The sequence below is a fragment of the Bradyrhizobium sp. USDA 4474 genome (assembly GCF_054057515.1).
In genome coordinates this window covers 1,490,308-1,515,152 of sequence record NZ_JBSRZJ010000002.1, presented here as the reverse complement: position 1 = coordinate 1,515,152, position 24,845 = coordinate 1,490,308, and the positions used below count along the sequence as shown (strand labels likewise).

The window sequence follows — 24,845 nt, the reverse complement described above, 5'->3', positions numbered from 1 at the left end:
TCTGATCTATTGAAATAGAATCGACGAAGTTCAACTTGGTCTTCTCTCGTGTCGGACGGGGATCGTCGCGACGAAGGCAACAACGAAAGCGGCTGGGTGGGTCAGCACTGGCGACAGATATGGGCGAGCAATCGTCCTCGCAAACGAAGTCCCGTCGCACCGCCTAATGCTGCGGCAAACGGAAACAAAAGAGGCCGCCCTACCGAAGCGGCCTAACTGCCGTCGCCCCCGCTAGCAGGATGGCGTCACGATGCCGGCGACACCTTCACCTCTGTGGTCGGCCTTTCGTCGCCGAACGTAGCCATCCCCTGATATGCAGATCGGAGAACGCTCGCAACCGACTCAACCGCAACCTTGCGCCGGTGGACGATACGGATACGCGCACCGCGAATGGTCCGCCAGCTATGGGAAATCCTAATCCGAGTCATTTAACCTCCGAGGTTCAATGGATGGTGACGGTTGGCTCAGCAGCGTGCTTTCCAACTCACGCCCGGGATAGCCGATGCCAAGGTCAATGACCGTGATGCGCGTCACTGGAACTTCGAGGAGTGAATTGGCTCATGACTTAGCACTGGGACGGCGGGAGGTCGGTGCTCTTGGCCGGCACTCTCGGCGCTTATGCTGCACAAATCGACGCGTGCATGTTTAGCGGATTCGGACGCTCGCCAGCGATCAACGGCTGAGCGGCTTTCGCGAATAAGCACGCGGCGTGTTGCGGCATGTGACCCTGATCACGGCCATGACGCACGACTTATAGGATTGTCGCGTCTATCGGTTGTTTGCTGCTGTTCGAGGGAACACACTATGAGCGTCGTGATTCAAAGACTTAATGGACTGTGGCACGTCGTCGTCGGGTCATGCCAGCTCCGAACTCCTTTCCTTGAGACGCAGGACCGGGAGCGGGTGGTCACGTACGCCCGGCGAATTTACCCTGGTGCCAAAGTCTTCGAACGCAGCTGATCTCAAAGCGACGCACTCGACCGGATGCTGCCTGATACTTGAGGATTGGCAGGTGCCTTCGCGTGGAACCACTCGGCTCACTCGTTGGAGCGCGTCTGGCGAGCGTTCGGATCCGGTCACCCTTGGATGGGTATTGTTGTGTCGAGCTTCAATCGTGAAATGTCCCGACACACAGTGAAGTGTCCAGGCGAGATCAAGGAGCGACGCTCTCGCGTAATCGGCGGAGCTGCGACCGGAGCCGTTCGCAACTCAATTCCCGCTCGAAATTGGTGATCGCCTGAAGTGTGGGTTCAGCGCGCAGGCTCTGCAACCGCGCCATGTCGCGGGTGCAGGTATCTTCGGACCGGACATCCTCATTCCGGACCTGTTGCTTCGCAACCGCTTGGGGCGCCGCATTTCCATCAGAAGGCAGAGCGCCAGTGCTGGCGATACTCTCAAATAGGCGCTGTATTTGTGGACGCAGCCGCGTACAAGCGACCTCGCGTTGGAAGTTGATGATCTCGTTCGGCACAGGGGTGGCGCGCAGACGTGCCAGCCTCGCTTCGTCGCGGACACAGGGGTCCGTGGTTTCGGAGGGCGGCTGCGCGGGAAGCGGCTGCCTGGGAAGTTCCGCCTTCACCGCCGGCGGCGCGCTTGGCGGCGCTGGATTGACGACGACCGGCTTAGGTAACGCCGGCACCGAAACCGGCGGAGCGGGCGGCGGTACCGGCGATACATTTGTTGTAACAAACTGCGGCACCAGGGCGATAGTGGCGCCGCCGAGAGAACCATAGATGAACGGCTCCTGCCGTCCACCGGTCATGGTGATGACCTCATCGCGCACGCGGCCTAGCGCGATCCGAATGTCGACACCGGGCTCGGCAAGGTGCCGGAGCAGCGCGGTTGCATAAGGGCTGTTCACGCCGTCGCCGTCATAGGAAATCGAGCCTGCCTTCGCCGCGAAGGCCACCAGCGTGTCGGCGCTGATTTCATCAAGCTTCGCCAGACCGCCTCTTGTCGGCGAGCGGCTTGCGGACCGCAACTTGGCCGCAAACGGGTTGTCGCGGCATGCGTCGAGCAGTATCAAACGCAGGCGGCGTACCGGTTGCAGCGCCCAGATGATGCGATCGAGCGCGATAGCCTCGTCGTCGACGTCGTAGTCGTGGCTCAGCTTGGCATCCATCGGTATCAGATAATTCACGCCGCCGATCTCGATGCCGTGGCCGGCGTAATAGACCACTGCCACATCGGCATTCTCTGCAGTAATCAGGAACTCGCGCACAGTGCGCTTGAAGTCGACGACGCCGAGATCGTTACGTGCAATGACGACGTCGAAACCTATCGATTTGAACAGCGCTGCAATCGCTTTGGAGTCGTTGCCGGTATTGGGCAGCGGCGGTGCGTTCGTATAGGAGGAGATTCCGACCACCAGCGCGACCCGACGCTCCGCTACGGCCGCATCCGCGAACATCGCGCTGATGATGAGGCAGAGGACGTAGATCAGGAGCCGGCGCGGTTTCATCGTTGCATCAATATCCGTAACTCCGCCAAGGGCGATGGCGGTGCTTGCGCTTTTTCGGCGGCTGGCCGTTCTCCGTCACGGTGACGTTGATGACATCGGAGAACACCGCTGGATCGTGCGGCACGTGGGCATAATCGGCGAACAGAAGGCGCAACTTGTGCTGGCCGATCGGGAGCGTGATCTTCGCTTCGGTCTGGCCAGCGCCGAAGTGCAGGTGGTTGAAGTCGCTTGGGATTGGTTGGTCGAGTGGAGGCAACTCGGCATCCACGAGCAAATGATGATGGCCGGTGTTGGGCTTGTCGAAGCCCGCCGGCGCCACGCCCATGTTCAACAAACCGAAGCGGATAACCGGGTTCGGAGAGATATAGGAGCCGTTCTTTGGATAGATGAAATAGACCTTCGCGTCCTTCGGCGCGGAATGACGGCCACCCGCCGCAGGCGTTGCTTGCGCCACCGCGGGGCCGGTTTGGTCAGCTACCTTGACCTTGATCCGCTCGGAGATCACCGGCGGCGAATGCGGGACATGATTCTTGTCGGCGAACACCAGCTGCAAAGTGTGCTCACCGGGGGTCAGCGAAATCTCTGCCTCGGTCTGTCCAGCCCCGAAATGGAGGTGCTGGAAATCGTTAGGAATTTCAGCATCCAGCGCAGGCGTTGGCGAGTCGACGATCAAATGATGGTGACCACTGTTGGCGCGGTCCGAACCTGCCGGGGCAACGCCCATGCCGTGCAGGCCAAAGTGTAGAGTGGTCTTGGTTGGCAGCGTGTCGCCATCCTTCAAGCCGATGAAATAGACGGCCGCCCCGGGCGGCGAGGGCGTTGGGCCGCCCGTCTGGGCTTGAGCCTGAGCAGCGTGCCAGTGCATCAAGCCGCCGAAAAATGGAACCAGAACCGCTAGGAGCAAACGTTGCATCATCGCAATCTTCCTAATGGATAGACCACAATCTGGACCGCAAGAGCCGCGGGAATCTGAAATAGCTGCAACTTTCGATAATGGGCCCGTCCTATCGCCATCCAGAACGGGGCTGAAACGATATCCCTTTGCTCGCCAATGTAAACCACAATCGAGCGGGGCGACTGTCTCCTTGCCGGTCGCAGCCGAATGAAGCATTCTATGCGGCATTGAATGTGACGTATGCATACTCCTGATCGTTCGAGCCGACCGGAGATCACAAGATGAAATCCGCCGTCTTGTCTGTGATTTTTCTCACAGCACTATTTGCAAGTACTGCGGCAATTGCCCAGCGAGGGCTAAGCAGCGGCCCATCTGGCGACCCTTCATCCGCGCCATCGGACTCCAGAGTGGCTCAGCAACAGGGCGCCAGTCTGGACCCTGGAGAGTTGTTTCGCGATTGCGATAATTGCCCCGAGCTCGTGGTTGTGCCTCCGGCAGACTTTGTGATGGGATCCAATGACACGCCCTATGAGAAGCCCGAGCACCTGATCAGCATTCGCAAGCCCTTCGCGATCGGGCGCCGCGAGGTGACGTTCGCGGAGTGGGACTCGTGTGCCGATGCTGGCGCCTGCAAAGTGCGTCCCGAGGATCACGGCTGGGGTCGCGGTGACCGTCCAGTCATCAACGTCAGCTGGGAAGATACGAAGCTGTACGTCGCCTGGCTCTCGCAGAAGACCGGACAGAAATACCGTCTGCCCAGCGAAGCGGAGTGGGAGTATGCCGCGCGCGCGGGGACCAGAACGCCATTCTGGTGGGGCAAAGAGGCCGGCGCGGGTCATGCGCAGTGCGACGGGTGCGGAAGTCCAATCAAGCAGCAGGTCGTGCCAACAGGCTCGTTTCGGCCAAATGGATTTGGTCTCTACGACACTTCTGGCAATGCTGCGGAATGGGTCGAGGATTGCTGGAATGATTCCTATCGCAATGCGCCCAAGGACGCGTTGCCGTGGACGTCGGGCGACTGCCGCCTGCGGGTGCTGCGCGGGGGCAACTTCCTCAGCAAGGCCAGCGACGTCCGATCTTCGGCGCGATTTCGCTACGACGTTGACGTGCGCTACTATGCCAACGGATTTCGTGTCGTGCGGGAGTTGCCGTAATCATGCCGCGGACGGAAACGATGCGCGCGATCGTCGGAGCAATACTCGTGTTGTTTGCTGCAGCCCCTGCCGCCCGGGCGCAGTCCTACTCTGCCAGCGGGCAAATCGGCTATCTGCACGAATGGGAAATAACGGGTAATCTCGCGAAAACGGTGACGAGTCCAGGTACTGAATATTCAGGGACGATCACGCTGCGCCACGTCGGCCTTTGCAGCGTCAATGGCGTAGAGCAAAAGCAGGCTCGTTTGCAGCTGAAAGTGTCCTCCAGGCGGCTGGAAGGCGTATTGATCATGGACGGGGATCGATGCCGCATCGTCGCATCCGGATCATCAGGTTCGGGGCAGCTGACCTGCGGCAGCGGACAGGACGTTCCGATCAATCTTCTGATCGGCAAAGCGGTCGAGATCGAGGCAGCTGATCGCGCGCGACTTTAGAGCGCAAGGATTGCTGTCCTAAGTGCTGCTTGCTCGCTGCGCGAGCGTCTGCGACGACTATGATACCGGCGACCGCGACAACACACGCTGCTGCGCCCGCGACTGAGTTGGCCGCTCCGCCTCATCCGCAAACTCCATTGGAGAGGAGTGCACGATTCCGCGAGGCAAGAGCTTTGCGTGGTCGTTCCCAAATGTGCCGTTGGAGCCGCAGGCTGTTCTAGAGATCGTGTCCGGGCTGCGACGGAAGCGCCTTTGGGCGAATATCGCTCCGGCGAAGGCGCACCGGATGATTGCTGTCGTGACCGCATTCACCCCCTGACGGAGAAGTATCAATGATTGTAGCTCCGGCAGCATAGCACTCTCTCAGTGCGGATGGCCGAGCACGAATGCGAACGGCAGAACGAAAATCTCGTCGCCGGCCTCATCGCTGACATGCAGAGCCCACTGACGCCAATCTTCCAGGTTGGCAGCTGCGACCAGAGAGCGCACCCTGCGGGTGGCCTCCTCACACGCTTCGATTAGGTCGGATACGAACGTACCGCGACGATCCATCAGGACCCCCTTGGTGTTCGAGCAATGGAAATAGACCTGAGTCATGTACGCCTCCTTGCAATATTCGGGTCAGCAAGCCCGACCCTGCATGTCGGAGTCCTACTAGGCCGCAGAGCAGATTGTCCGTGATCACCCGCACATTGCGCGCCTTGGTGGCCCCCGCGGGGCCGTGGTCAGGCACGCCACATATCCCCCGGCAAGGTATGGATCCAACGTCTGCGTTAGGCCGATGGCTGGTATCAGCCGTGGCTGCTCTGTCAGCCGAAACCTCCGCGGCAGCTCGTCGATCGTATGTCGGGTTTGGCTCGGCCGGCGCCGCTGGAAGCGGGGCGCATGCCGGCAGAGATTGCAACAGAGCGCGGCATCATCTTGCAGTGCTTGCAAACGCGATGCAGGGAAAAGGCTGGGAGGTCTGTCTAGAATGGTGGCGGGACCGAATTGCCCCGCCCTTGGCCCACAGAGGGCCGTACGAGCATCTCTATATTGATCGGCCAGTCTAGGTCGTTACCCCCCGGCCATAGATAGAGCCCACCGCCAACTCTGAGTGATAAAGCGGTGGCTTCAGGGTGGTCATAAACGCCACAAAGCACAGCGCTCCGATCGCGAAGATGATAAGACTAAAAAAGTGGTTCAGGTTCATCTGTGTTCCTCGCTGCCTCTCGTTTGGGGCCCAATCATACAGCCGTGAACCGGAGGATGAAGAGATCGACCCGCTTCTTCCGTGACGCCGCTCACATCGAGAGAATTGCCTCCTCGGCCTCCGCCGAGTCACGCAGCGGCCATTGCTGCTTGGCTACCTTCGCGATGGCATGGGCGCGTTGCCGTGGCCGCCGCGTGATTTCTGTCACAGATCGAAAAGTCAACCTCCAATATGGTTCGAGCCACATGTTGTTCATTGCAAACCCTGAGGAGGGAACATGAGTGGAATGCGTGAACTGATCGATACGGAACTCGACACCGTGAGTGGTGGGCATCACGGGCATCATCATGGACATCACGGGCTGTTCAGCTTAGGTAACATCGGCAATATCGGCCAATTCGGCAATATCGTCATAGAGCAAAACATTGCCGTGCAGATTGGCGTGGCTATCGGCAATAACGCCAGTGTCACACAGCTGCTCGGTCAGCTGAACTTCAGCGCCATCCACTAACTGGCGGATCCCGAACACTGCTTGCCCGCTCCCGAGCGTGTTCGGTTACGAATTCAATCGAGAATTCTCATGGATACGGTCGCCGTGACTCGAGGCGCTCGAAGAGTATCGACACGGTGTCGATGCCCAGCGAGCGTACCTGTTTCTCATTCTGCAAGGCGCCAGTTCGTGTCTATTCCGATCGCGTTTGCGACCGTTTCTGCAACCGCTTCGTTCGCGGGGCCCTGCGTGCGGAGCTGGTGTCACGGACGCGCTTGCCGCGGCCAGTAGTGCCGCCGTCCAGATGATCGAAACCTCGATTGTCGGCGTAGATCAGCATTGAGCGTGCATCACCTGGAATAGAGTTCAATCAATGGGACGCTCCATTGGGTGGATTAACGCACAGTTTTATGCGGTAGTTGCCGAGCATCGGCTTGTCGGGAAGCTCCTGTCTCCACCTCAGGGCTGGGTCAAAATTTGTTGTCGACCGCGGCCGCAACGCCGATTTAGATCAAAGACCTCGCAATCAGGTGTGGCGGCTAGGCCAACGTCCGGCCGAACATGAATCGCGAGGCCAGGCTGTCTTTTTCCATCCCTCTACCGAACTCGAAATGTCGTGGAGCGCTTCGCCCTATGGCGAGCTCGTGGCCGTCTCACTCGCGCTCGATCAGCTTGTTGCGCAAAATGGGCGTTAGCTCCGCGCTCGATCCTTACGCGTCCTGCCTGAGACAGCCACATTCGTTTGAGACATGCGAGAGCCCAGGCCACATGAATCGGAAACGCCGTGGGAGCAAACAGCGTGGATCCGACGTGCCATATCGTAGCCGAAGCTGACTGCCGCGGGGCGCGCCCGTGATTTCTGTCACAGATCGAAAAACCATCCTTCAGTATCAACACGCATAGTGAGGCACCGGCTTGCTTTGAGCTGGATGTTGTTCACCCCGCAACCCTGAGGAGGGATTCATGAATGAAGTGCGTGAACTGGTCGATATGGAACTCGAATCCGTATCTGGTGGAGGGCTATTCGACGTGAGCAACTTGTCCGGCAATATCGTCGTACAGCCGCAGATTGCTACGCAGGTTGGTGTTGCCGTCGGCGGCTTCAGCGTCTTCGGCAATGGCGGCAACGCAAACCTCACACAGCTGCTCGCTCAGGCGAACGTCAGCTCGATCGGCTAGGTCTTTAATGCCCGCACACTCCCGGCTGCTCCCGGGAGTGTGCGGTTACAACTTAATTACTGTACGGTGCCCGCTGCAAGGCGTTCCGCCATCGGCTGAACGTAGCCACCAGGGTCAGTCAAATCCCCCAACTTAATTCGACACACCCCCGCCAGGTCTTTTGACCTGCTGATCCGGGAAATGGCTTTAACGTCCCGTCCGATAGGTTCGCAGAAATTGTCCACGTCAGTCTGAGAAGTCCCGCGCCGGCAGTCGCAACCGAGCAAGTACTGCGGCGCTAGCCACGACGCCGATTCCATCGGAGAACTCGACATCAGGAATTGCGCCTAGCCGTCATCCCGGCGAAAGTCGCCCATTCGTCTACCGAGCCAGCAATGTCGTTGAAGCGTCTTCCACAAGATCTAGTGTGTCGTCGGGTCGCATGCGCTTCGACGACCTAGCGGTCGACGGCCTCGCAAATTCGGCGGGTGATATCGCAGCCAAGGCAGACTGCGTACTGGGTCGCGCGTGATTCTTCTCACAGATAGAAAAACAACCCTCCGGTAAGAACACGAGCAGTGAGGCGCTGGTTTGCTTTGAGCCAGATGCCGTTCACAGCAACCCCTGAGGAGGGAAGTCATGATGAAAGCATGTGAGCTGATCGATCTGGAACTCGACACCGTGTCTGGTGGGTTCTTCGATTTTAGCAATTTGTCCAACAACATCGTCGCGCAGGCGAACACTGCGACGCAGGTTGGTGTCGCCCAGGGCGGCTCCAGCGTGTTCGGTGCCGGTGGTGCCGCTGCCGTCACCCAGCTGCTCGCGCAGGGGAATACCAGCTCGATCGGCTAAGTCACCAATACCCGCACACGTCTTGGTTGCTTCCGGGGGTGTGCGGGTACTCATTTCAATCGAGAACTCTCATGGACACAAGCAGCCCTGATAACGAGAGCGGTGGATCTGGCAGAGCCACACGATGCGCGGTTTGTGATCGCAAGTTTGGACTCGTCCGGCACTATTCGTGGCGCACCCCTTTATGCTCCAAGAAGTGCGTCAATCGCTACAGAATTCGCCAGGCGAGTGATGGAAACTGGCTATGCCGGCTTCTCACTTTAGACCAGGCGCCAGAGATCGAAGCGAGGGCTTGATGGCTTCCCAGATTTCACAACAAGGCAGGGAATACCGACAAATAGCACAGAGCTTGCTCCGCGCTGTCAAAACCATGACCGACCGAACGATTGCCGCCCAGCTCAAGGCTCTCGCCGACGACTACGAGCGACGAGCCGAGAAAGCTTCGCATGCTGGTGCGGCCAAAGCAATCACGCGATCGGCCTCCAGTGCTGAACGCGAGTGGCGCACGTGACCAAACGGGCAGATTCATAGCCTATGCGGAAGAAAGTTGCGGCCGAGGCGTCAAGTCGCGACAGTTTTCACGACCCAAGGCCACTCGGGTGAGTACGTGGCTGGTAGGGTGCTCGGGAATCCAAGCCTGACTGCGCTCGGCCGGGAGGCGCGGCATGGAAGCCCGCGTATTCGCGCTGGCAACAGCGGCGGGAAGAATATGAATACGCTGTGCTTATCTAATTGATCGCTGCTGGTAGGACATGAGTGGCTCGATTCAGCAGGAAGCTGCTTTACTCATCGCTTTAGTCTTCCGCGTCGCGAATGGCCAGATGATGGCCGGCGTCCGCCCATGTGAGAATTCTCTTCGTGCGCTGAAAGAAGACTCTTTGTGCCGCGTGCATCGCTGGACGCGATCGACGATGCGCCGCCCTGAACCTCGAGGGTGAGCAGGCGTCAACGCAGTCAGGATTAGGTGCTGTCCGCCTTTTAGCGATCCCGATTTAGCCGACGCGTTACTTCTCGAGTGCGTCAGGCGCACGATCGGGGTGAATCGCTCAGACCTATGAAGGCATGCGGCCAGTGTCGAGGTGGTTCGGTTGGTCGCGCCATGGCACTGCGACGGTCGAAGCAAATTCGTCTCGCCATCTTCGGTGCTGTGTCGTCCAAAGAGCTGATGCGGGGGGACGGCCTATCAGTGGTGTTATGTCTCGCAGCGGCTTCCGGTGCTCGCTGGGCGCGACGCTGCACCAGGTCGTTCGTGGAGCAGCCCAACGTCCCATTCAAAGCTGCGTGATAGCCGGCTACCGCTCATAGATGTGTCGGAGGAGTGCAGCTTCAGCAATCAAACGTCACGCGACTCGTCCATCGCATGATTGGCGCATTTCCGGGACGCGTGATGCCGGGTTGCGAAGCCAATCGCGAACCGAAACAGTTGCGGACTAACAAGCTAACTCCAGCGGCTGGTCAGAGCAGGATGACCGAGTAGTCGATTTCCGCAGCTCCATGCTCGGACAACAACAAGCATCTCAAGCCAAGGCTGACTGCGAACTGTGGGTCGTGCGTGATTCTTCTCACAGATATAAAAACAACCCTCCGGTAAGAACACGGGCAGTGAGGCGCTGGTTTGCTTTGAGCCAGATGTCGATCACAGCAACAAGAGGGAAGTCATGATTGAAGCGTGTGAACTGATCGATATGGAACTCGACTCCGTGTCTGGAGGGTTCTTCGACCTGAGCAATCTGTCCAACAACATCGTCGCGCAGGCGAACACGGCCACGCAGGTCGGTGTGGCTCAGGGCGGCTCCAGCGTCTTCGGTGCCGGTGGTGCCGCTGCCGTCACGCAGCTGCTCGCGCAGTCGAACACCAGTTCGATCGGCTAAGTCACAAATAACAGAGGAGGGAAGTCATGATTGAAGCGTTTGAACTGATCGATATGGAACTCGACGCCGTGTCTGGAGGGTTCTTCGACCTGAGCAATCTGTCCAACAACATCGTCGCGCAGGCGAACTCTGCCACGCAGGTCGGAGTGGCTCAGGGCGGCTCCAGCGTGTTCGGTGCCGGTGGTGCTGCTGCCGCCACCCAGCTGCTCGCGCAGTCGAACACCAGTTCGATCGGCTAAGCCACAGATACCAGAGGAGGGAAGTCATGATTGAAGTGTGTGAACTGATCGACATGGAACTCGACGCTGTGTCTGGAGGGTTCTTCGACCTGAGCAATCTGTCCAACAACATCGTCGCGCAGGCGAACTCTGCCACGCAGGTTGGTGTCGCCCAGGGCGGCTCCAGCGTGTTCGGTGCCGGTGGTGCCGCTGCCGCCACCCAGCTGCTCGCGCAGGGGAATACCAGCTCGATCGGCTAAGTCAGCAATACCCCGCACACTCCTTGGTTGCTCCCGGGGGTGTGCGGGTACTCATCTCAATCGAGAACTCTCATGGACACGAGCATCCTCGCGCAATGAACTGCGGGAATAGGCCGCGACACGGTGTCGATGCCCAACGAGCGTACTCGTGTCCACCTGCCGAGAGATCCTCATCCACGGGGAATGACCCGGCCTAGCGATGCGTCCGGATTATCGTCTCCTTCGCCGTTAGACTAGCGTTGAGCCGATTCGAGCAACTGCCGCTTGGCGAAATCCGCAAACGGCCCGGGCTCGTTCATGAGCTCCGCGTAGCTTCCCGCTTGCACCACCTTGCCGCGCGACAGCATGACAATACGGTCCGCATTGCGCACGGTGCTGAGGCGATGCGCAATCACAATCCTCGTAATGCTCAAGCGTTCCAGCGAGGTGGCGACGATGCTTTGGGTTTGGTTGTCGAGTGCGCTGGTTGCCTCATCAAACAGAAGAATCCGTGGTGAGCGCGCAAGAGCGCGGGCGATCAATAGTCGCTGCCGCTGACCGCCTGATAGCGTAGTCACGCCTTCAGCAACCAGCGTATGCATGCCCATCGGCATCTGCGCGATGTCGGCATCCAGCGCCGCCAGTCGGGCGGCCTCCCAGGCCTTCTCCAGCGGTAGATCAACGCCGCCGCAAATGTTGTCGTAAAGGCTTCCGGTTGCGAGCTTGGTATCTTGCAGCACTACGCCAAGCTGCCGGCGCACGGCGCTGATGTCGAGCGTGTTGAGGGCCTTGCCATCGTAAAACACCGTGCCGGCTTCCGCCCGCTCAAAACCGAGCAGCAAACGAAAGAGCGACGATTTCCCGCTGCCTGAGGGACCGACGATCGCGACGTAGTCACCCGTCGCAATGCTTAGGCTGACGTCGTCCAGAACCTTCGGCCCGCCCTTCATATAGCGGAAGACTATGCCGGAAAGTTCAATCTCTCCGGTGAGTTCTCCGGGCGATCGGCGTTCTTCGGAGATCTCGGCAGGAGTGGAAATCACGGGCTTGAGGCGGCTGAGGTGAGGAATGGCCGCCAGGGACTCGCTGACGCTCGAGGCCCAACTGCCGATCGCGGCCGTTGTCTGTCCGAAGGCTGCCAGAAAGCCGAGAAATGCGCCGAGGTCGAGTAGGATGTGACTCTTCGTGTAGGAAGCAAGCGCAAAGATGGTCAACGTCGCCAGCATCGGAAAAGCGGTGTCAAAGGTGCTCAGCGCGTTGGCCGCTTGCTGCGAGGCGATGAAATACCGCCTCTGTACGGCAAATTGTTGCGACCAGCGCGCTAACGCGCGCGCCGTTGCGCCGGCCACGCGAAGCTTGCCTACGCCCGCAATCAATTGCAGGACAAAGCCGCTGGCCTTGCCTTGCAGGTTGAAATGCTTGGTTTCGTAGTAGAGTCGCACGGCGCTCGCGGCTAGAATTGCTGCCGCTCTAACCATAGTGAGCAGCAGTGCAATGCTGCCCAGTCGGAGGTCATAGTAGAGCATCAGCCCAATGCTGAAGAAACAAAAGAACGAGGCCGTAAAACCGCCCAGCACACGTCCGGTGAAGATCCGGCGCGTGGCGTCGATGCCCATGGCGCGATCGACCAAATCGCCGCTGGTATATTCGCGAAACAGGGAGGTCGGTAGGCGGAGCAGTCGGTCGATCAGCGCGGCCTGAAGCTTGTAGTCGAGCAGACCTTCGAGCCTTAACGTGACCCGTCCTTGCATCACCTGTAGGCTGGCCATCGCCACAGCGGTGACCGTCAGCGCAAGCGCGCAAACAACGAGTTGGTCGATCTCGGTTCGCGGGATAACCGAATTCACCAAGACGTTGGTGATCAGTGGCGGCATCAGCGACAGTAGGCCGATTACCATAACGGCCAGCGCGATGCGCGCGATGCTGTCGGAAACGCCCCGCATCGCAAAGGCAAGCAAATCGCGATATTGGAGCGGGCGGGGCGGCAACGCCGGATAGAAGGTGATGGCCTCCGGCTTGAGCTCACCGGCAACGGAGCGATCGACGAAGCGGCGACTTCCACTCTTTGGGTCGAACATCGTGTAAGTGTTCGCACGCTTGCGCACCAGAGCCACCGGATTGCGTTCGGCTCCGTGCCAACCGAGGAGCGGTCCAGCATCGGTCGTCCACCAGACATCGCGCAGATGCACACGGCGGATCCGCAACTGGGCTGTGCGAGCGATCTCCAGAATGTCGCTGAAGGCCTGTCTTGTGGGTTGAGCGCGCTGCGAAAGTGCAACGGGTATTCCCAGTTCGTCTCCGACAACCCGGCAACTGCAAAGCAGCGGGTCTGCCGGATCCCATTCGGATTGCGCGCGATCGGCTTTCTTGACTACGACGTCGGCGAGCCGCTCAAACGAGTCGAGCGTTTGCGACACAGTGAGTTCGTCGCGGCGGACCAGGCGTTCCCGCTCTCGACTGAGGCCCGCTGCCAGGCTGCGCTCGAGATGGGATATGAATGCAACCTGGAATCGGTCAATGGCGGGCCAGAGAACCGGGGTATCTGGCGGGTTCGGGTCGAGACGCAATTTGCACCCATGCTGGCCAGCTTCCACCCACATCCCGGCGGTCAAAGGGAAGGGAGGCTGCCCGGGAGCGAAGCTCGAGCCGAGGTCCATGACGTTTGCAGTCCCGGTGTCGAGGTGGGCCCACACGAGGTCCCGCATCGGACCACGACGTCGTTCGCCTGGGTGCAGTTCAATCGCCTCGCCGCTCACCAACTCGGAGATGGCTTCGTTTGCCGCCGAGCGGACCATGAACACCGCCAATTGGGCGATCCAGCTAGACACAGAGCCAAATGACGCTGCGCTGCGCGGCACCTCCGAAATCGCATTCCCAGGCGGGCCGACAGCGATGATCTGCAGTCGGCTGCCCGAGGTTTCGCAGGCATTGTGGAGGTCCAGAATGCATCCGCCGTTTTCGACGCGAAACAAATGCTGGCGCGTGCCTGTCGGCCGAACTGCAAACAAATCGACGTGACCGGCGGCCACTTGAAGAACGTGTTCGTGGTCGCTGAGAAGCATTGGGCGACGCGCATCGAGCGAAGTCCGGTGCGGAAGACCGCTCGGCGCCTCGGGTTGTTGCCCAACGAAACTCTCGCTGACAAATCGATCGGTCATTCGCGCTCCACCAGTTTGGCATAGGAGGCCTGAAGCGCAAGAAGCTCCTCATGCGTGCCGCGCTCAACGATGCGACCGCGTTCAAGCACGACGATTTCGTCGCAATCGCGTATCGTGCTCAAGCGGTGGGCGATGATGATGCAGCTGCAGCCGCGGCGCCGCAGGTTGTCGTCGATGGATTTTTCCGTAATCGGATCAAGTGCAGCCGTCGCTTCATCCAAGACAACGATCGAGGGATTACAAACCAGAGCTCGGGCGATTTCGATGCGCTGACGCTGACCGCCGCTGAAGTTCGTGCCGCCCTCGTTTACGTGGCAGTCATAATTGCCCGGTCTCGTCGCAAGGTCTTGATGAATCAGCGCGTCCTTGGCCGCCGTCAGGAGGTGACGCTCATCGGTTGTTGAATCCCAGAGCGTCAGATTGTCTCGCGCCGTTCCCTCGAACAGAAAGACGTCCTGGTCGACATAGGCGACGGAGTTCGCAAAAATGTCCGGAGGGATATCCGTCAGCCTACATCCATCAAAATGAATCTCGCCGGACCAGGGTTTGTACAGTCCGCAGATCAGTTTGCCGAGGGTTGATTTTCCGCTGCCCGACATGCCAACGAGTGCCACGCGTGAACCGGCAGGGATCACCAGCGAAAGATCGGCCAAAAGCGGCGGTTCGAGCACCGAATAGCCGAAGCTGATGTTGTGAAGTTCGAGCCGGCCGGTAAGCTTCGGCGGCAAGGCACTCGCATGTGTCGGTGGTTGCGGGGCTAGAGGGTATCGGTAGACATCCTCGAGCCGTTCGAGTGCTCCCTTGATGGTTTGCAGTCCACCGAAATAGTTCACGAGATTGACGAAAGGCTCGGAGAAACTCAATGCTAGGGATTGGAAGGCGACGAGGCTTCCCAGTGTCAGGGAGCCCTCAATGACCCGCAAGCCTCCGACACCAAGAATCGCTGCGATCATGAGACCCGTGAGCAAGGTCGGGACCATGTCCAATATGATGGCGGAGGCGCCGATCCTCTGTTCGGCGTTGAGGTTCTTAGCTTGAAGACCGGCCCACCGGCCGAAGGCGTCGTCTTCCAACCCACTTGCTTTGATGGTTTCGATAGTCCGCACCATGCTCACGGTTGCCCCGAGCAGCTTTCCCTGATCGAGCGCCAGCCGATAGCTCAGTTCCTGGCGGCGTGAAGCGACAAGCCGCAGGAGCAGAACATTTATCAAAGAGATTGCGACGCAAAGAGTGGTCAGGCTGACGTCGTAGACGGCCATGGCTGCGGCGAACAAGACCACCGACATCAGGCTGAGCGCATTGGCTGCAATGCCGCTTGAAAGCAGACGGGCGATCTGTTCGTTGGCTGCGATACGACCCGCAATGTCGCCTGCGTGGCGTTGGGTGAAGAATTCCAGCGGCAGCATCATGAGGCGCCACAGAAAACGGCTGGTCATCACGACGGCGAGCTTGGTCTGCAGCCGCAATAGCAGCGATTGACGTATGATCGTCAGGACGGCCCGGAGGGTCGCCGTCAGCGCCATGCCGATCAGGAGCGGCACAAGCCAGTTGCGCGTGTGCTGAATCAAAATTTCATCGACAAAGATTTTTGAGAATCCCGCGGCAACAATATTGGGCAGGACCGCGGCGATGCTGACCACAACCAGCAGGGCCACCGCCTGCTTCGAGTGGCGCAGCTCCCGTATGAGCAGGCTTATTCCCTTCGGTTTGCTGCCAACTTTCTCGAACCTTTCGTCCCGTTCAAACACCAGAACGACGCCGGTGAAGGCGAGGTCAAGCTCGACCAGATCGATCCGCCGACGTCCGCTCGCGGGGTCGTTTATATAGGCGTGCTTCTTGTCAATTCCTTCCAGGACCACGAAATGGTTGAAATTCCAGTGAATGATGCACGGGGTTGGAATCGCGGCGAGCGCCGGAGGTTCGACGCTGTAGCCCTTCGCCGCCAGCCCGTATCGCCGCGCCGCCCTGATGATGTTGCTCGCCTTGCTGCCGTCGCGCGATACGCCGCATGCGATACGAAGCTGCTCCAACGGGATCCACGCACCGTAATAGCCGAGGATAATGCCAAGCGCTGCCGCTCCGCATTCGACGGCTTCCATCTGCAGTAGGATGGGTGTCCGCCGGATGCGTTGCTGCGGCAACCAGCTCGCCATGCGGCTGACGTAGGATTTTGGCCGGCCACGCTCGCTGGTTGGCTGGTTTGGAGAGGACTTATCCATCGATTCCCGTGAGGTGCTTGAGCAGGGGTATCACCAGATCGATCGGGCGCCGCCGGCGTGTTGTGATCTCGGCCCGCGCCAACGTTCCGCTGGTGAGATGGATGTTCGGCCCCTCGCCAACGGCCCATCTATATCCGGTTGCAGTGGAGGTATCTTCATCGAGTGCAACCATCGCGGCGTAAGGCGCACCGTCGCGCGAGAAGCGTGAAACCAGGCTTTCGTTATGCAGCAGCGCACCCATGCCTTGCGGCGTCATCGGGAAATCAGAGATGCTGACCACCTGGCCTAGCATCATGCCAAATTCCTCGCGCTTCACCGTGCTCGGCTCCAGTTGCACCTGCATGCCGGGCTTGATCTGTTTGCCCCGTTCGGCAGAAACATAGACGACGGCTTGGAGCCTGGTGCCTTCGCTTTCGATCGCAATAACCGGTGTACCGACGGCTAGCACCGAACCGGACGAAATCTTCACTTCCAAAACCCGCCCGTCCATCGGGCTGATCACTTGGGTGTTCTGGCTCAGCTGTTCGGCGGCGGCATTCATTTGCCGCCGGGCCTCGTTGAGTGAAAACTCGGACTGCTGAATTTCGCGCCCGCGCTCCGTTTCCAGATCCGTCTTCTGCGACCGCAGCTTTAAGATCTCGTTCTGGGCATCAGTACGGCGCTGTTGCGCATCGGTCAGCTCCTGACGTCGCTCTTCCAGATTGCGGCGCGTCGTGTATCCCTTAGCCAGCAGATCCTCCAGGTTTTTGACGTCGACGGTGAGATACTCGATACGTTGGCTCGTTGCCTTGATCACCTGTTGCAGGGCGATTTCAAGCTTTGCAAAGTTCTGGCTCTTGGCGGCGAGCTCGCTTGCAGCTTTCGATACCCGGTCGGCGTGCTCCCGCTCGCGTTCATGAAAGACCTCGGTAGCTGCGTTGTGCTTTTGCTGGATCTCGGTCTGAACGATCTGAGCGATGGGTTGGTCCTTCTTGACGTGATCGCCGACCGTAACTGCGACCGACTGCAGCCGTCCGGCTGCGGCGGATACGGCGTCGACGACCTTACCGCCACTGCCAATCAGGATACCCTCGCCTGAGACGCGAGTGGGCACGCGCCCGAAGATGCCCCACAGCACGGCCGCCACGAGCGCAATGCAGAGCACGAGGGTCAGAATCCAGTCAGCGGGCCTGGTGATGACAACGAGATGATCGAGCTGCTCGGGAGACGCAGCCCGGTCAAGGGCCGCGGCGCGAAACGCCCGTTGCGGCCGGTCGGTCATGCTCTTATGCTCCGGCTTTGGGAGCGGTTCAGACGCCGACATGTCTGCACGCAAAGCAAGTGTGAACTGAAGTCGACGATCGCTGATCTTTGCACAAGATCGACCGTCCAACAATAAGGGGCGAGCATGGAGAGCGGCTGAAATGCACGGGCTGATGGGCACCATGTTGTTTTCGTTCCCAGCGCGAGCGCACCGAAAGATGCTGGCCGCCGCCTTGGGGCTTGCCTTGGTCTTACCCGGTGTGTGCGGTGCGGGCGTCCTGTCCGAGAGCGATTTCCGGCAGGCGGAGAGCCTTAAGCCACTCTTTGCCAACCTCATGAACGACCTTGTTGCAACCGCAAAGCGCCCCGACGTTTCCAGCGGCGACGCCGAGTGTGTCAACTCGACTGTCCGGGAACTTCTGCAAATCTCCGACGAACTCGCAAGCTACGAGTATCTGATCACCATGGAGAAAGATCTGACCGACTTCGGCGACAAGAATCCGATGCGGGACATTGTCAAGTTTGCCGTCGACAAGAGCAGCACGATCCTGACCGGCGAAAGAAAACGATTAGTTCAGATCTCCGAGCGGTGTACCAAATATCCGTTGGGGCAAGGCAAGATTGAGCAGGCCGTAACCGTCATCGACACGACGACAGGCATATTGGCTTCCATTCGAGCGCGCCTTTGACCGGGCGAAAGGAAGCGCCCGCGCGGTCGGCGATCTCGACGTGCGGAGATGAGAGCGAAGGACAACTTGCAGATCCCAACGGAGAAAAGCGCGCCCAGGTCGACCAGTGAGTAGCCGAGCACCATCGAGAACACCTTGGTGCCACTTTTTGTAAGCTGGGCGGCAAGCTTCCGGCGATGGAGGCCCTGACTGTCTTTCGATCAGCCCGAAGTTGCTGGGCGAGGGGGGGACCCGACAGACCTTCGCGATGCAAATCCCGGATCATGACAAGTTCCCGAAGCAGGATCACCGCGCTCGTCCTGCGGCCTGCTCCAGCAGCGTCGACGTCTCGGCGGCTTGCCACCGCTGGTCGCGGGAGTATATTTTGTCAATGGCTGTCAGCTCGCCCGATCTGAAAGCATTTTTGCTTGCCACACCGTTCTTCGGTGGTCTCTCAGACGCGAGTTGCGATCTGTTGGTCTCAATGCTGGTCGAGCGCTGCTTCGGCGTCGGTGACACTGTCGTCGCGGAAGGAGAACCAGGCCGCTCGATGTTTGTTGTTCACTCCGGCGAGCTCGTGGTGAGCAAGCTTGCGGGATCGGGGCGCGCAATTCGAATGGCGAGTCTGGGGCCGGGAGACTTTTTCGGCGAAATGACGCTCATCGAAATGCAGAACCGGTCAGCGACCATCGTCGCGCAGAGCCAAACTCTGCTGTACGAGCTCACGGCTCGACAACTTTACGCGTACTACAAGGCCGATATCCACGCGTATGTGATGGTGATGCAGAATGTCAACCGCGAGCTTTGTCGGCGGCTTCGTCGCGCCGACAATCGCTTTGCGGAGTTGCAGATGCTTCACGCGTGTCGGTGACGAAGTGACCGATGCCCGGTTTCAGTGCCCAGACCGTGATTGACCGGGCACAAGAGGTTTACCTGGCACGCTCGAGGTACTGGTAATCGGCCGCTTTGCAGCGTCATTTGCGGGGCACCGCCGTGAGGGCGGGGCCGTAGGCTTTGGTGTATTCGGGTTTGATCACATCGATGCGCCCGATCCAATGCCCGTTCGGCATGTTGCCCGCCTCATCTTTGCATTCTCAAATCAAAAGGGGCCACTGGCGATTGAATTGCTCTGCGTGCCGATGTTCCGTTGGGTTGACGACACCGTTGGGCTTGAGCGTAGTGGCGCGGCGGGGCCAGGCTAATCGAAAGGTGACGGCGATCACAGACCGTGACGCTTCTTTGCCCGACTTATGCGCGACCGGCAACGTATGGCCGTCATCAGCAACAGGAGATAATGACCATGCCTAAAGATAAAGAGTTGGAAACGCGTCCCTTGGGCGACAAAGAGTTGGAGACGGTGAGCGGCGGCTTCACGAGGACGGGAGACTTCTACGGTGAGCCCGTCGTCTACACCGTTAAGGATTACGGTACCGCGTGGAATACGGTTTCTCAGCTAAGGTGAAGTGACGGCCTGCGCGGGAGGGCACTGCGAGGCGCAGTGCCCTCCCAGCCTTGTATGTACTGGAATAACCGGTTCGGGCCAATTGCGATTAAGGCGGCTGGCGCGGCAGGGAGTTGGCGCATCGAATCGGCCCATTGCTTTGGCTTCGGTGTTTTCATGGTGCGGCGCTCAGGCGGCGGCCAGATAACCAGCGAGCCAAGCAGTCGGCACTGGGGAAATTTACGGGTGGTCCGGCATGCGATGGGCACGCCGTCAGCGGCTCACGACACATCGCCCCGGCGAATGGAAGAGGCCGCCCACCTTGGCGGCCTCTTGGTTTCTCACGGCAGGTTATTGTTGTTGTCTATTGTGTCCCCAAAGGAACTGTTTCCAGTAAAGACGCTGCCAGGCGCAAAGTTTTTAGCCTTAATCCCCGCAATGATCTGCGCTTCATTCGTGGGTACGGACATTCCGCCGCTGATCTGGTCGAGCTGGGCGATCGACAGTTCGAGAGTTTCGGTTCGCGCAATCTGGGTCATGTTCATTCTCCCTGCTTCACGAGGGGATTGCTCCCCGTTCAATCTCATGTCGCAGGTTTAGACTGGATAATTAATCTGCGCCGTGACGAAGGTCACACACCAGCGATGAACAGCGCACCATTGCCGTGCTGGGAGCCGGGCAAAGACGGCGCAAGCCCCGCGAGCGAGACCGACCGAACGTCCTAAAACGACGCCAGAAGTGGCTGAACGATCAGCCCCCCGCTTGATCGCAAGCGCCTCCTCTTCGTCGACAACCTTCAAGAGCTCAGGGCCGAATGCTGGCATATCTCCCCTGAACCGGCGGCTGTTGAACACAGCAACCTTCAGCTCTTCGGTCCGGCGTGCCTCAGCGCATTCCAAGCAGCTTGGTTGGCCTGATCGAACGCTTTGCGGGATTCCGCGAGCGCTGCGCTCAGCACTGACCAGGAATCGCCGCCGGCCTGCTTCAGCTTCTGCAGACGAGCTTCTGCCTCGGAGGCGTCGGCCTTCATCTGCTTTAGAGCGGCGTCGACGTCGCCCGTATGCGATGCGGCGACCTTGCCGGCTGCCTCACGGAATTTGTCGGCGGCCTCGCGCCAGGCCTTTACCTGTGCGGCCGCGATGTCCTTGAAGGTCGCTTGCTGCTGCTCGACTTGCTTGCCGGCGCTTTCAACGTAGATCTTCATCTGCGCCTCGAAGCCGTTCCACTGCTTCTCGAGCTCCGCCTTGCTACGTGCCCAGGCCGCTTCGCCGACATCGGCTTGGGTCTTAAGCTGCACCTGGAATTCGTCACGACGCTTCTTCAGATCGGCGATGATCTGCTCGGCCCTGACCTTCGACTCGGCCTTGACATCGCCAGCCTTGATCTCGAACGAGGCCAGAGCGGCATCCATTTCGTCGATGCGCTCCTTGGCCCAATTCAGGTAGAAATGCATGCTGCTGTGCTCTGACATGATCGTCTCCGTTGACCGTTCTGGCTGGATGATCTTCTCCGAGTTCGGCTTTGCGCGTGTTGACTTGGGTCAACCGCACTCTGCGTGGCCGCCTCGCTCCTCAGGCCGCGAGACATGGAAAAAGCGTTGACCTTTCGGCCGTGGCCGTTGTCCGAGTGCGCCGCGGCCCGGAGGCAAGTGCTGCATAGAAGTCGGCTGGAGCCATCAACTCGGCATCGCACGGCAGCACATCCTCACTGAAGGCCGCCTCGGCCAGGCCCAGGGCGCCGGCAAGACCGCCATCGGCCGCAAGATCGAGCTGGAGGAAGTGCTTGCTCTCAATGACGAGGTCGGCAGCTTGGAAAGAAGACATGATCGAATGCTCCCTGCATTGAAAGGCGCTATGCGGCCGTCCAGCCCCCGTGCATCGCGAGGTTGGCGCCGGTGATCTGCGCGGCCTCGTCGCTGCACAGGAAGAGCGCGAGCGAGGCGACCTGCTCGACTGTGACGAACTCCTTGGTCGGCTGGGCGGCGAGCAGGACAACGTTGATGACCTCATCCCTCCGCATGCGACGGGCCTCCATCGTGTTGGGAATTTGCGAGGCCGATGCCGCTGGTGGAGCCGGTGACGACCGCCGTCTTACGGTTCAGAATTGCCATTTCTTACACTTCCTCGTAACATCAAAACCGGATCGGCGCCGCACCTCGGATCGGGACGCGCAGTTGAAGTCAAAAGACAAGAGCCTTCTCACTGGTGCGAATCGAGCCGCGCGCCGGTTGCTGCAGAAAATCGTGCACCACCGTTCCGAGCCCGAGCGTGAGGTCGGCGCGGATGTGAACGGCGGAGATGATCTCCAGGACCGGCAGTTCGGCCACGGGTGCCAGCGCATGTGGCGTCAACGCGAGGGCCGCAGGCCCGGTCCACGCACCCTTCAGCACGATGTCCTCAAGCCCGAATTGAACGAGCTCGCAGATCCGCGGGCTGCCGTCGACGTGCGGGATGATTTTGAGCAGGAAGTTCGGCTCGCCAAGGGCAGCCTTGACCTTCGCCAGATCGGCCTCGCGGTGCTTGTAGCCCATCGTCCCCGTCGCGACCCGCAGCGGCCCGTAGTCCAGCGTGCCGATCAGCGTGTCGATCTCGGTCCTCAGGGTCGGCTGTGCCAGCTTTTTCGGAAAGCCCCACAGCTCGCGTCCGCCCGCAATGGGGCCTTCGTCATTGAGGAACATGCAATGGGTGTAGCCGCCCTTGCGGCCGCGGAAGGAGACGGGGATCACTTGCCCGCTTTCCGTATAGTCGCCAAAGCCATTGGAATCGGGCATGCGGATGAACTCGTATTTGACGAGAGCCTCTCGCTCGTCCACCTCCAGCGGCTCCGGCACCACGGCCCGCAGCTTGGCCGGATCGGTACGGTAGGTGATGATCAGGTATTCGCGATCGATGAACCGGTAGGGCCCGGGAGGGTAGGCCGGATTTGTCAGCGGCATCGCGAAGGCTCGCCGTCTCACGTCAGTCTCACGCATAAGAAATCTCCGTGTCATCAGGGCACCGCTACTCGCGGCCGTCATGTTCGAGATCAAAGGTGAAGACCCCGTCGGGGCCAGAAGGGCGGGCGAGCACCTCCGGATGGCGCAGGGTGCGCAATGCGTCGTGGTAGCCGGCCTGCCAGTGCTCCTGCATCGAAAGACGCGAGAACTCGTAGTCCTTGGAGTGCCCCTCGTGATTGCGCGCGCGGTAGATCAGGTGGACGATGTTGTAGACGTTCCGTGAGACCGCTGTGCTGAGCAGTCTCACGTCCTCATCCTGGCTGAGATCGTCGGGCAGCCGGCCAAGCAGATCGGTGAGTGCGCGCCGCAGACGCTGCACGCGCTTGAACTGATCGGTGCTGGCGCGCGTGCGGCTCGAATACTGGATTTCCTTGTGCCGCGTGATCACCTCGGCTATGTTGCGGGGAATTTGGCCGCGCGCGCTCCAGAGATCGACCTGGAACGCCAGCATGTCCTGCGGGGCATCTGATTCGATCACCCATTGCAGCGGCGTATTGGAGACGAGGCCACCATCCCAATAATGTTCGCCCTCGATCTCGACGGCCGGAAAGCCGGGTGGCAGCGCGCCGCTCGCCATCACGTGCTCCGGCCGGATCGTATGGGTGGTATTGTCGAAATAGACGAAATTTCCGGTTCTGACGTTGACCGCGCCGGCACTGAAGCGCGTCAGCCCGGCGTTGAGACGATCGAAGTCGACCAAGCGCTCCAGCGTGATCCTGAGCGCGCGCGTGTCATAGATGCTGGTCGCATCGCTGGCTCCGCCGGGCTGCAGCCAGGGCAGGACGGGACGGGCGGAGAAAAAACCGGTTGCGCCACACGTGGCCGCCAGACCGGCGCTCATCTGATTGATGAGGTTGCGCGTGCTGTCGGTCTTCGACCAATCGCTGAAAGCGGACCACTCCCACGCCGCCGTCGAGGTGACCTGGGTCCAGAAATCGCGCAAACGGTCCACGCGGCACTCCGGCGGATTGCCGGCGATGATGGCGGCATTGATCGCGCCGATCGAAATGCCGGCGACCCAATCGGGGTGAATGCCGGCTTCGGCCAGGGCTTCATAGACACCGGCTTGATAGGCACCGAGCGCACCCCCGCCCTGTAACAGCAGGGCGATGCAATCGAAGGGCACGCGCCGTGAGGCGGACGAGATCTGTGATCGAGGCTGGAAGTTCATCGTGAGTGATTTCCTTCATTCTTGCGGGCGTAGTTCGCCGGGCTAGCGATGGATCGGGCCTTGCTTTGCGACCTTGGGCGGCTCGAGCATGACCTCCTTCAAATCATCGCCGGCGGCGACGACCACGACGAAGTTGAGCCTGCCGTCCTGTCTGACCAGCCCACCGGCAAGCGCGCTGCCGGCCGCGGCTCGCTCTGCGACCTGCACGGCGTCAGACAATTCCTGCTTGATCCATTTGAGTGCGATCATGTTGGCGAGGTCTTCGTGGCCGAGCTCCCGCAGCGAAGACGTCACTTCCTTTCCCGCGATGCCGCCGGAGTTTGCGTCGACGGTGTTCTCCCATACCTGTTCATTCCGGATCGTGCGGACGCGGTAGAGGGGGGCGCCGGCAGACTCGAAGCTGATGTCGGCTGTCTTCGAGCCCTCATGCAGACGCTCGGCGATCGCCATGGCGCGGCCGAGCGGGACGCGGACCGTGCGGAACTCCGTGAGTACGCGGCGGATCGTGCCGTCCTCGGCGTCGCCTGGCGCGGTCGTGCTTCTGGGATCGGTATCCGCAGGACTCTGGACGTCCGCGACGGCGCCGCTCGCTGTCAGCATGGCGGTCCAGACGATCAGGGCTAACAGATGTTGCTTCGGCATCGGATCAATCTCGGTCAGGTCGTTCGATGGCGCTCGCGGCTGCGTGGGCGACGACGATCTCCTTGGCGGAGGGCGCGGGCAGTGACTGGTTGGTGTCGATCACCACGAGCTCCGGTCCCTTCATCGCAGAATGGATGAGGATCGGAGGTGCCGCGGGTCTTGGCTCGGTAAAGCGGCCAGGCGATGGCGCCGGCAGCATGGAGCCCGCCGCCCAAAGCAAGCAGAGCAGCGCGCCGCCGACCGACAGAAAGTAGCCGCGCAAGGGCAGGGCGATTTCAGTCCCTTGGCCCGCGCGCATGGCGATGATGGATTGTCGGCTCACGACACGCGGCTCCCGATGGTCAT

The 24,845-nt window shown here is 60.1% G+C and carries 25 protein-coding genes and 1 pseudogene; 12 read left to right on the top strand and 14 right to left on the bottom strand.

Annotation, left to right across the window (positions count from 1 at the left end; translation table 11 throughout):
• Positions 1 to 1,153: 1,153 nt before the first annotated feature.
• On the bottom strand, positions 1,154 to 2,461 hold the full coding sequence (locus ACVW16_RS08975; protein WP_456735936.1) for a caspase family protein: 1,308 nt from the start codon (positions 2,459 to 2,461) through the stop codon (positions 1,154 to 1,156).
• Positions 2,462 to 2,468: 7 nt separating this feature from the next.
• Positions 2,469 to 3,377 (bottom strand): DUF4399 domain-containing protein, encoded by a 909-nt coding sequence (locus ACVW16_RS08970; protein WP_456735935.1) that lies wholly within the window; start codon positions 3,375 to 3,377, stop codon positions 2,469 to 2,471.
• A 260-nt stretch (positions 3,378 to 3,637) separates the two neighbouring features.
• Here ACVW16_RS08970 and ACVW16_RS08965 point away from each other — a divergent pair, with 260 nt between their 5' ends.
• Both ACVW16_RS08965 and ACVW16_RS08960 read left to right on the top strand, forming a co-directional pair.
• Positions 3,638 to 4,510, top strand: coding sequence for a formylglycine-generating enzyme family protein (locus ACVW16_RS08965; protein ID WP_456704944.1), 873 nt, complete (start codon positions 3,638 to 3,640; stop codon positions 4,508 to 4,510).
• Positions 4,511 to 4,530: 20 nt separating this feature from the next.
• Positions 4,531 to 4,944, top strand: coding sequence for a hypothetical protein (locus tag ACVW16_RS08960; protein WP_456704943.1), 414 nt, complete (start codon positions 4,531 to 4,533; stop codon positions 4,942 to 4,944).
• A gap of 363 nt (positions 4,945 to 5,307) precedes the next feature.
• On the opposite strand, the gene ACVW16_RS08955 is transcribed toward ACVW16_RS08960, so the two are convergent.
• Positions 5,308 to 5,541 (bottom strand): DUF6894 family protein, encoded by a 234-nt coding sequence (locus ACVW16_RS08955; RefSeq protein WP_212488974.1) that lies wholly within the window; start codon positions 5,539 to 5,541, stop codon positions 5,308 to 5,310.
• A gap of 881 nt (positions 5,542 to 6,422) precedes the next feature.
• Between ACVW16_RS08955 and ACVW16_RS08950 the strand changes: the two genes are divergently transcribed.
• The 7 genes from ACVW16_RS08950 (at position 6,423) to ACVW16_RS08920 (ending at position 10,985) form a co-directional block, all read left to right on the top strand.
• On the top strand, positions 6,423 to 6,647 hold the full coding sequence (locus ACVW16_RS08950; protein ID WP_456704942.1) for a hypothetical protein: 225 nt from the start codon (positions 6,423 to 6,425) through the stop codon (positions 6,645 to 6,647).
• Between the two features lie 942 nt (positions 6,648 to 7,589).
• Entirely contained in the window at positions 7,590 to 7,805 is a 216-nt protein-coding gene (locus tag ACVW16_RS08945; protein WP_209296633.1) for a hypothetical protein, read from the top strand.
• 618 nt (positions 7,806 to 8,423) lie between these two features.
• Complete coding sequence (locus ACVW16_RS08940; protein ID WP_456735934.1) at positions 8,424 to 8,636, top strand: hypothetical protein; 213 nt, start codon at positions 8,424 to 8,426, stop codon at positions 8,634 to 8,636.
• A 295-nt stretch (positions 8,637 to 8,931) separates the two neighbouring features.
• Positions 8,932 to 9,147: a hypothetical protein gene (locus ACVW16_RS08935; protein WP_456704940.1), complete on the top strand. Its 216-nt coding sequence runs from the start codon at positions 8,932 to 8,934 to the stop codon at positions 9,145 to 9,147.
• A gap of 1,147 nt (positions 9,148 to 10,294) precedes the next feature.
• On the top strand, positions 10,295 to 10,507 hold the full coding sequence (locus ACVW16_RS08930; RefSeq protein ID WP_456704939.1) for a hypothetical protein: 213 nt from the start codon (positions 10,295 to 10,297) through the stop codon (positions 10,505 to 10,507).
• 26 nt (positions 10,508 to 10,533) lie between these two features.
• Complete coding sequence (locus ACVW16_RS08925; protein WP_456704938.1) at positions 10,534 to 10,746, top strand: hypothetical protein; 213 nt, start codon at positions 10,534 to 10,536, stop codon at positions 10,744 to 10,746.
• 26 nt (positions 10,747 to 10,772) lie between these two features.
• Positions 10,773 to 10,985, top strand: coding sequence for a hypothetical protein (locus tag ACVW16_RS08920; protein ID WP_456704937.1), 213 nt, complete (start codon positions 10,773 to 10,775; stop codon positions 10,983 to 10,985).
• A 233-nt stretch (positions 10,986 to 11,218) separates the two neighbouring features.
• On the opposite strand, the gene ACVW16_RS08915 is transcribed toward ACVW16_RS08920, so the two are convergent.
• The 3 genes from ACVW16_RS08915 to ACVW16_RS08905 are packed head-to-tail and all read right to left on the bottom strand — an operon-like array spanning position 11,219 to position 17,602.
• Positions 11,219 to 14,122, bottom strand: coding sequence for an NHLP bacteriocin export ABC transporter permease/ATPase subunit (locus ACVW16_RS08915; RefSeq protein WP_456735933.1), 2,904 nt, complete (start codon positions 14,120 to 14,122; stop codon positions 11,219 to 11,221).
• Entirely contained in the window at positions 14,119 to 16,341 is a 2,223-nt protein-coding gene (locus ACVW16_RS08910; protein WP_456704935.1) for an NHLP family bacteriocin export ABC transporter peptidase/permease/ATPase subunit, read from the bottom strand. Before ACVW16_RS08910 ends, ACVW16_RS08915 begins: the two co-directional genes overlap by 4 nt.
• Complete coding sequence (locus tag ACVW16_RS08905; protein WP_456735932.1) at positions 16,334 to 17,602, bottom strand: NHLP bacteriocin system secretion protein; 1,269 nt, start codon at positions 17,600 to 17,602, stop codon at positions 16,334 to 16,336. Before ACVW16_RS08905 ends, ACVW16_RS08910 begins: the two co-directional genes overlap by 8 nt.
• Positions 17,603 to 17,744: 142 nt before the next feature.
• Here ACVW16_RS08905 and ACVW16_RS08900 point away from each other — a divergent pair, with 142 nt between their 5' ends.
• The 3 genes from ACVW16_RS08900 to ACVW16_RS08890 all read left to right on the top strand — a co-directional run bounded on the left by ACVW16_RS08900 (position 17,745) and on the right by ACVW16_RS08890 (position 19,713).
• Positions 17,745 to 18,272, top strand: a complete 528-nt coding sequence (locus tag ACVW16_RS08900) for a hypothetical protein (protein WP_456704933.1) — start codon at positions 17,745 to 17,747, stop codon at positions 18,270 to 18,272.
• Between the two features lie 370 nt (positions 18,273 to 18,642).
• Positions 18,643 to 19,122: a Crp/Fnr family transcriptional regulator gene (locus ACVW16_RS08895; protein ID WP_456705348.1), complete on the top strand. Its 480-nt coding sequence runs from the start codon at positions 18,643 to 18,645 to the stop codon at positions 19,120 to 19,122.
• A gap of 429 nt (positions 19,123 to 19,551) precedes the next feature.
• Positions 19,552 to 19,713, top strand: coding sequence for a hypothetical protein (locus tag ACVW16_RS08890; protein WP_456704932.1), 162 nt, complete (start codon positions 19,552 to 19,554; stop codon positions 19,711 to 19,713).
• Positions 19,714 to 20,033: 320 nt separating this feature from the next.
• Here the strand turns inward: ACVW16_RS08890 and ACVW16_RS08885 are convergent, their stop codons facing one another.
• The 8 genes and pseudogenes from ACVW16_RS08885 to ACVW16_RS08850 form a co-directional block, all read right to left on the bottom strand.
• Positions 20,034 to 20,231 (bottom strand): hypothetical protein, encoded by a 198-nt coding sequence (locus ACVW16_RS08885; RefSeq protein ID WP_456704931.1) that lies wholly within the window; start codon positions 20,229 to 20,231, stop codon positions 20,034 to 20,036.
• 323 nt (positions 20,232 to 20,554) lie between these two features.
• Complete coding sequence (locus tag ACVW16_RS08880; RefSeq protein WP_456704930.1) at positions 20,555 to 21,163, bottom strand: sll1863 family stress response protein; 609 nt, start codon at positions 21,161 to 21,163, stop codon at positions 20,555 to 20,557.
• 100 nt (positions 21,164 to 21,263) lie between these two features.
• Positions 21,264 to 21,515, bottom strand: coding sequence for a hypothetical protein (locus tag ACVW16_RS08875; protein WP_456704929.1), 252 nt, complete (start codon positions 21,513 to 21,515; stop codon positions 21,264 to 21,266).
• A 28-nt stretch (positions 21,516 to 21,543) separates the two neighbouring features.
• Positions 21,544 to 21,741 (bottom strand): annotated as a pseudogene (locus ACVW16_RS08870) (SDR family oxidoreductase); the annotation flags it as partial.
• A gap of 130 nt (positions 21,742 to 21,871) precedes the next feature.
• A complete protein-coding gene (locus ACVW16_RS08865) occupies positions 21,872 to 22,663 on the bottom strand; it encodes an acetoacetate decarboxylase (RefSeq protein ID WP_456704928.1) in 792 nt (263 codons plus the stop codon).
• A 28-nt stretch (positions 22,664 to 22,691) separates the two neighbouring features.
• The gene (locus ACVW16_RS08860) at positions 22,692 to 23,858 is read right to left on the bottom strand and encodes a DUF3734 domain-containing protein (RefSeq protein WP_456704927.1); all 1,167 of its coding nucleotides are present in this window, start codon (positions 23,856 to 23,858) and stop codon (positions 22,692 to 22,694) included.
• 42 nt (positions 23,859 to 23,900) lie between these two features.
• Positions 23,901 to 24,500 (bottom strand): PepSY domain-containing protein, encoded by a 600-nt coding sequence (locus ACVW16_RS08855; RefSeq protein WP_456704926.1) that lies wholly within the window; start codon positions 24,498 to 24,500, stop codon positions 23,901 to 23,903.
• Positions 24,501 to 24,504: 4 nt separating this feature from the next.
• Complete coding sequence (locus ACVW16_RS08850) at positions 24,505 to 24,822, bottom strand: hypothetical protein (RefSeq protein ID WP_456735931.1); 318 nt, start codon at positions 24,820 to 24,822, stop codon at positions 24,505 to 24,507.
• Positions 24,823 to 24,845: the final 23 nt, after the last annotated feature.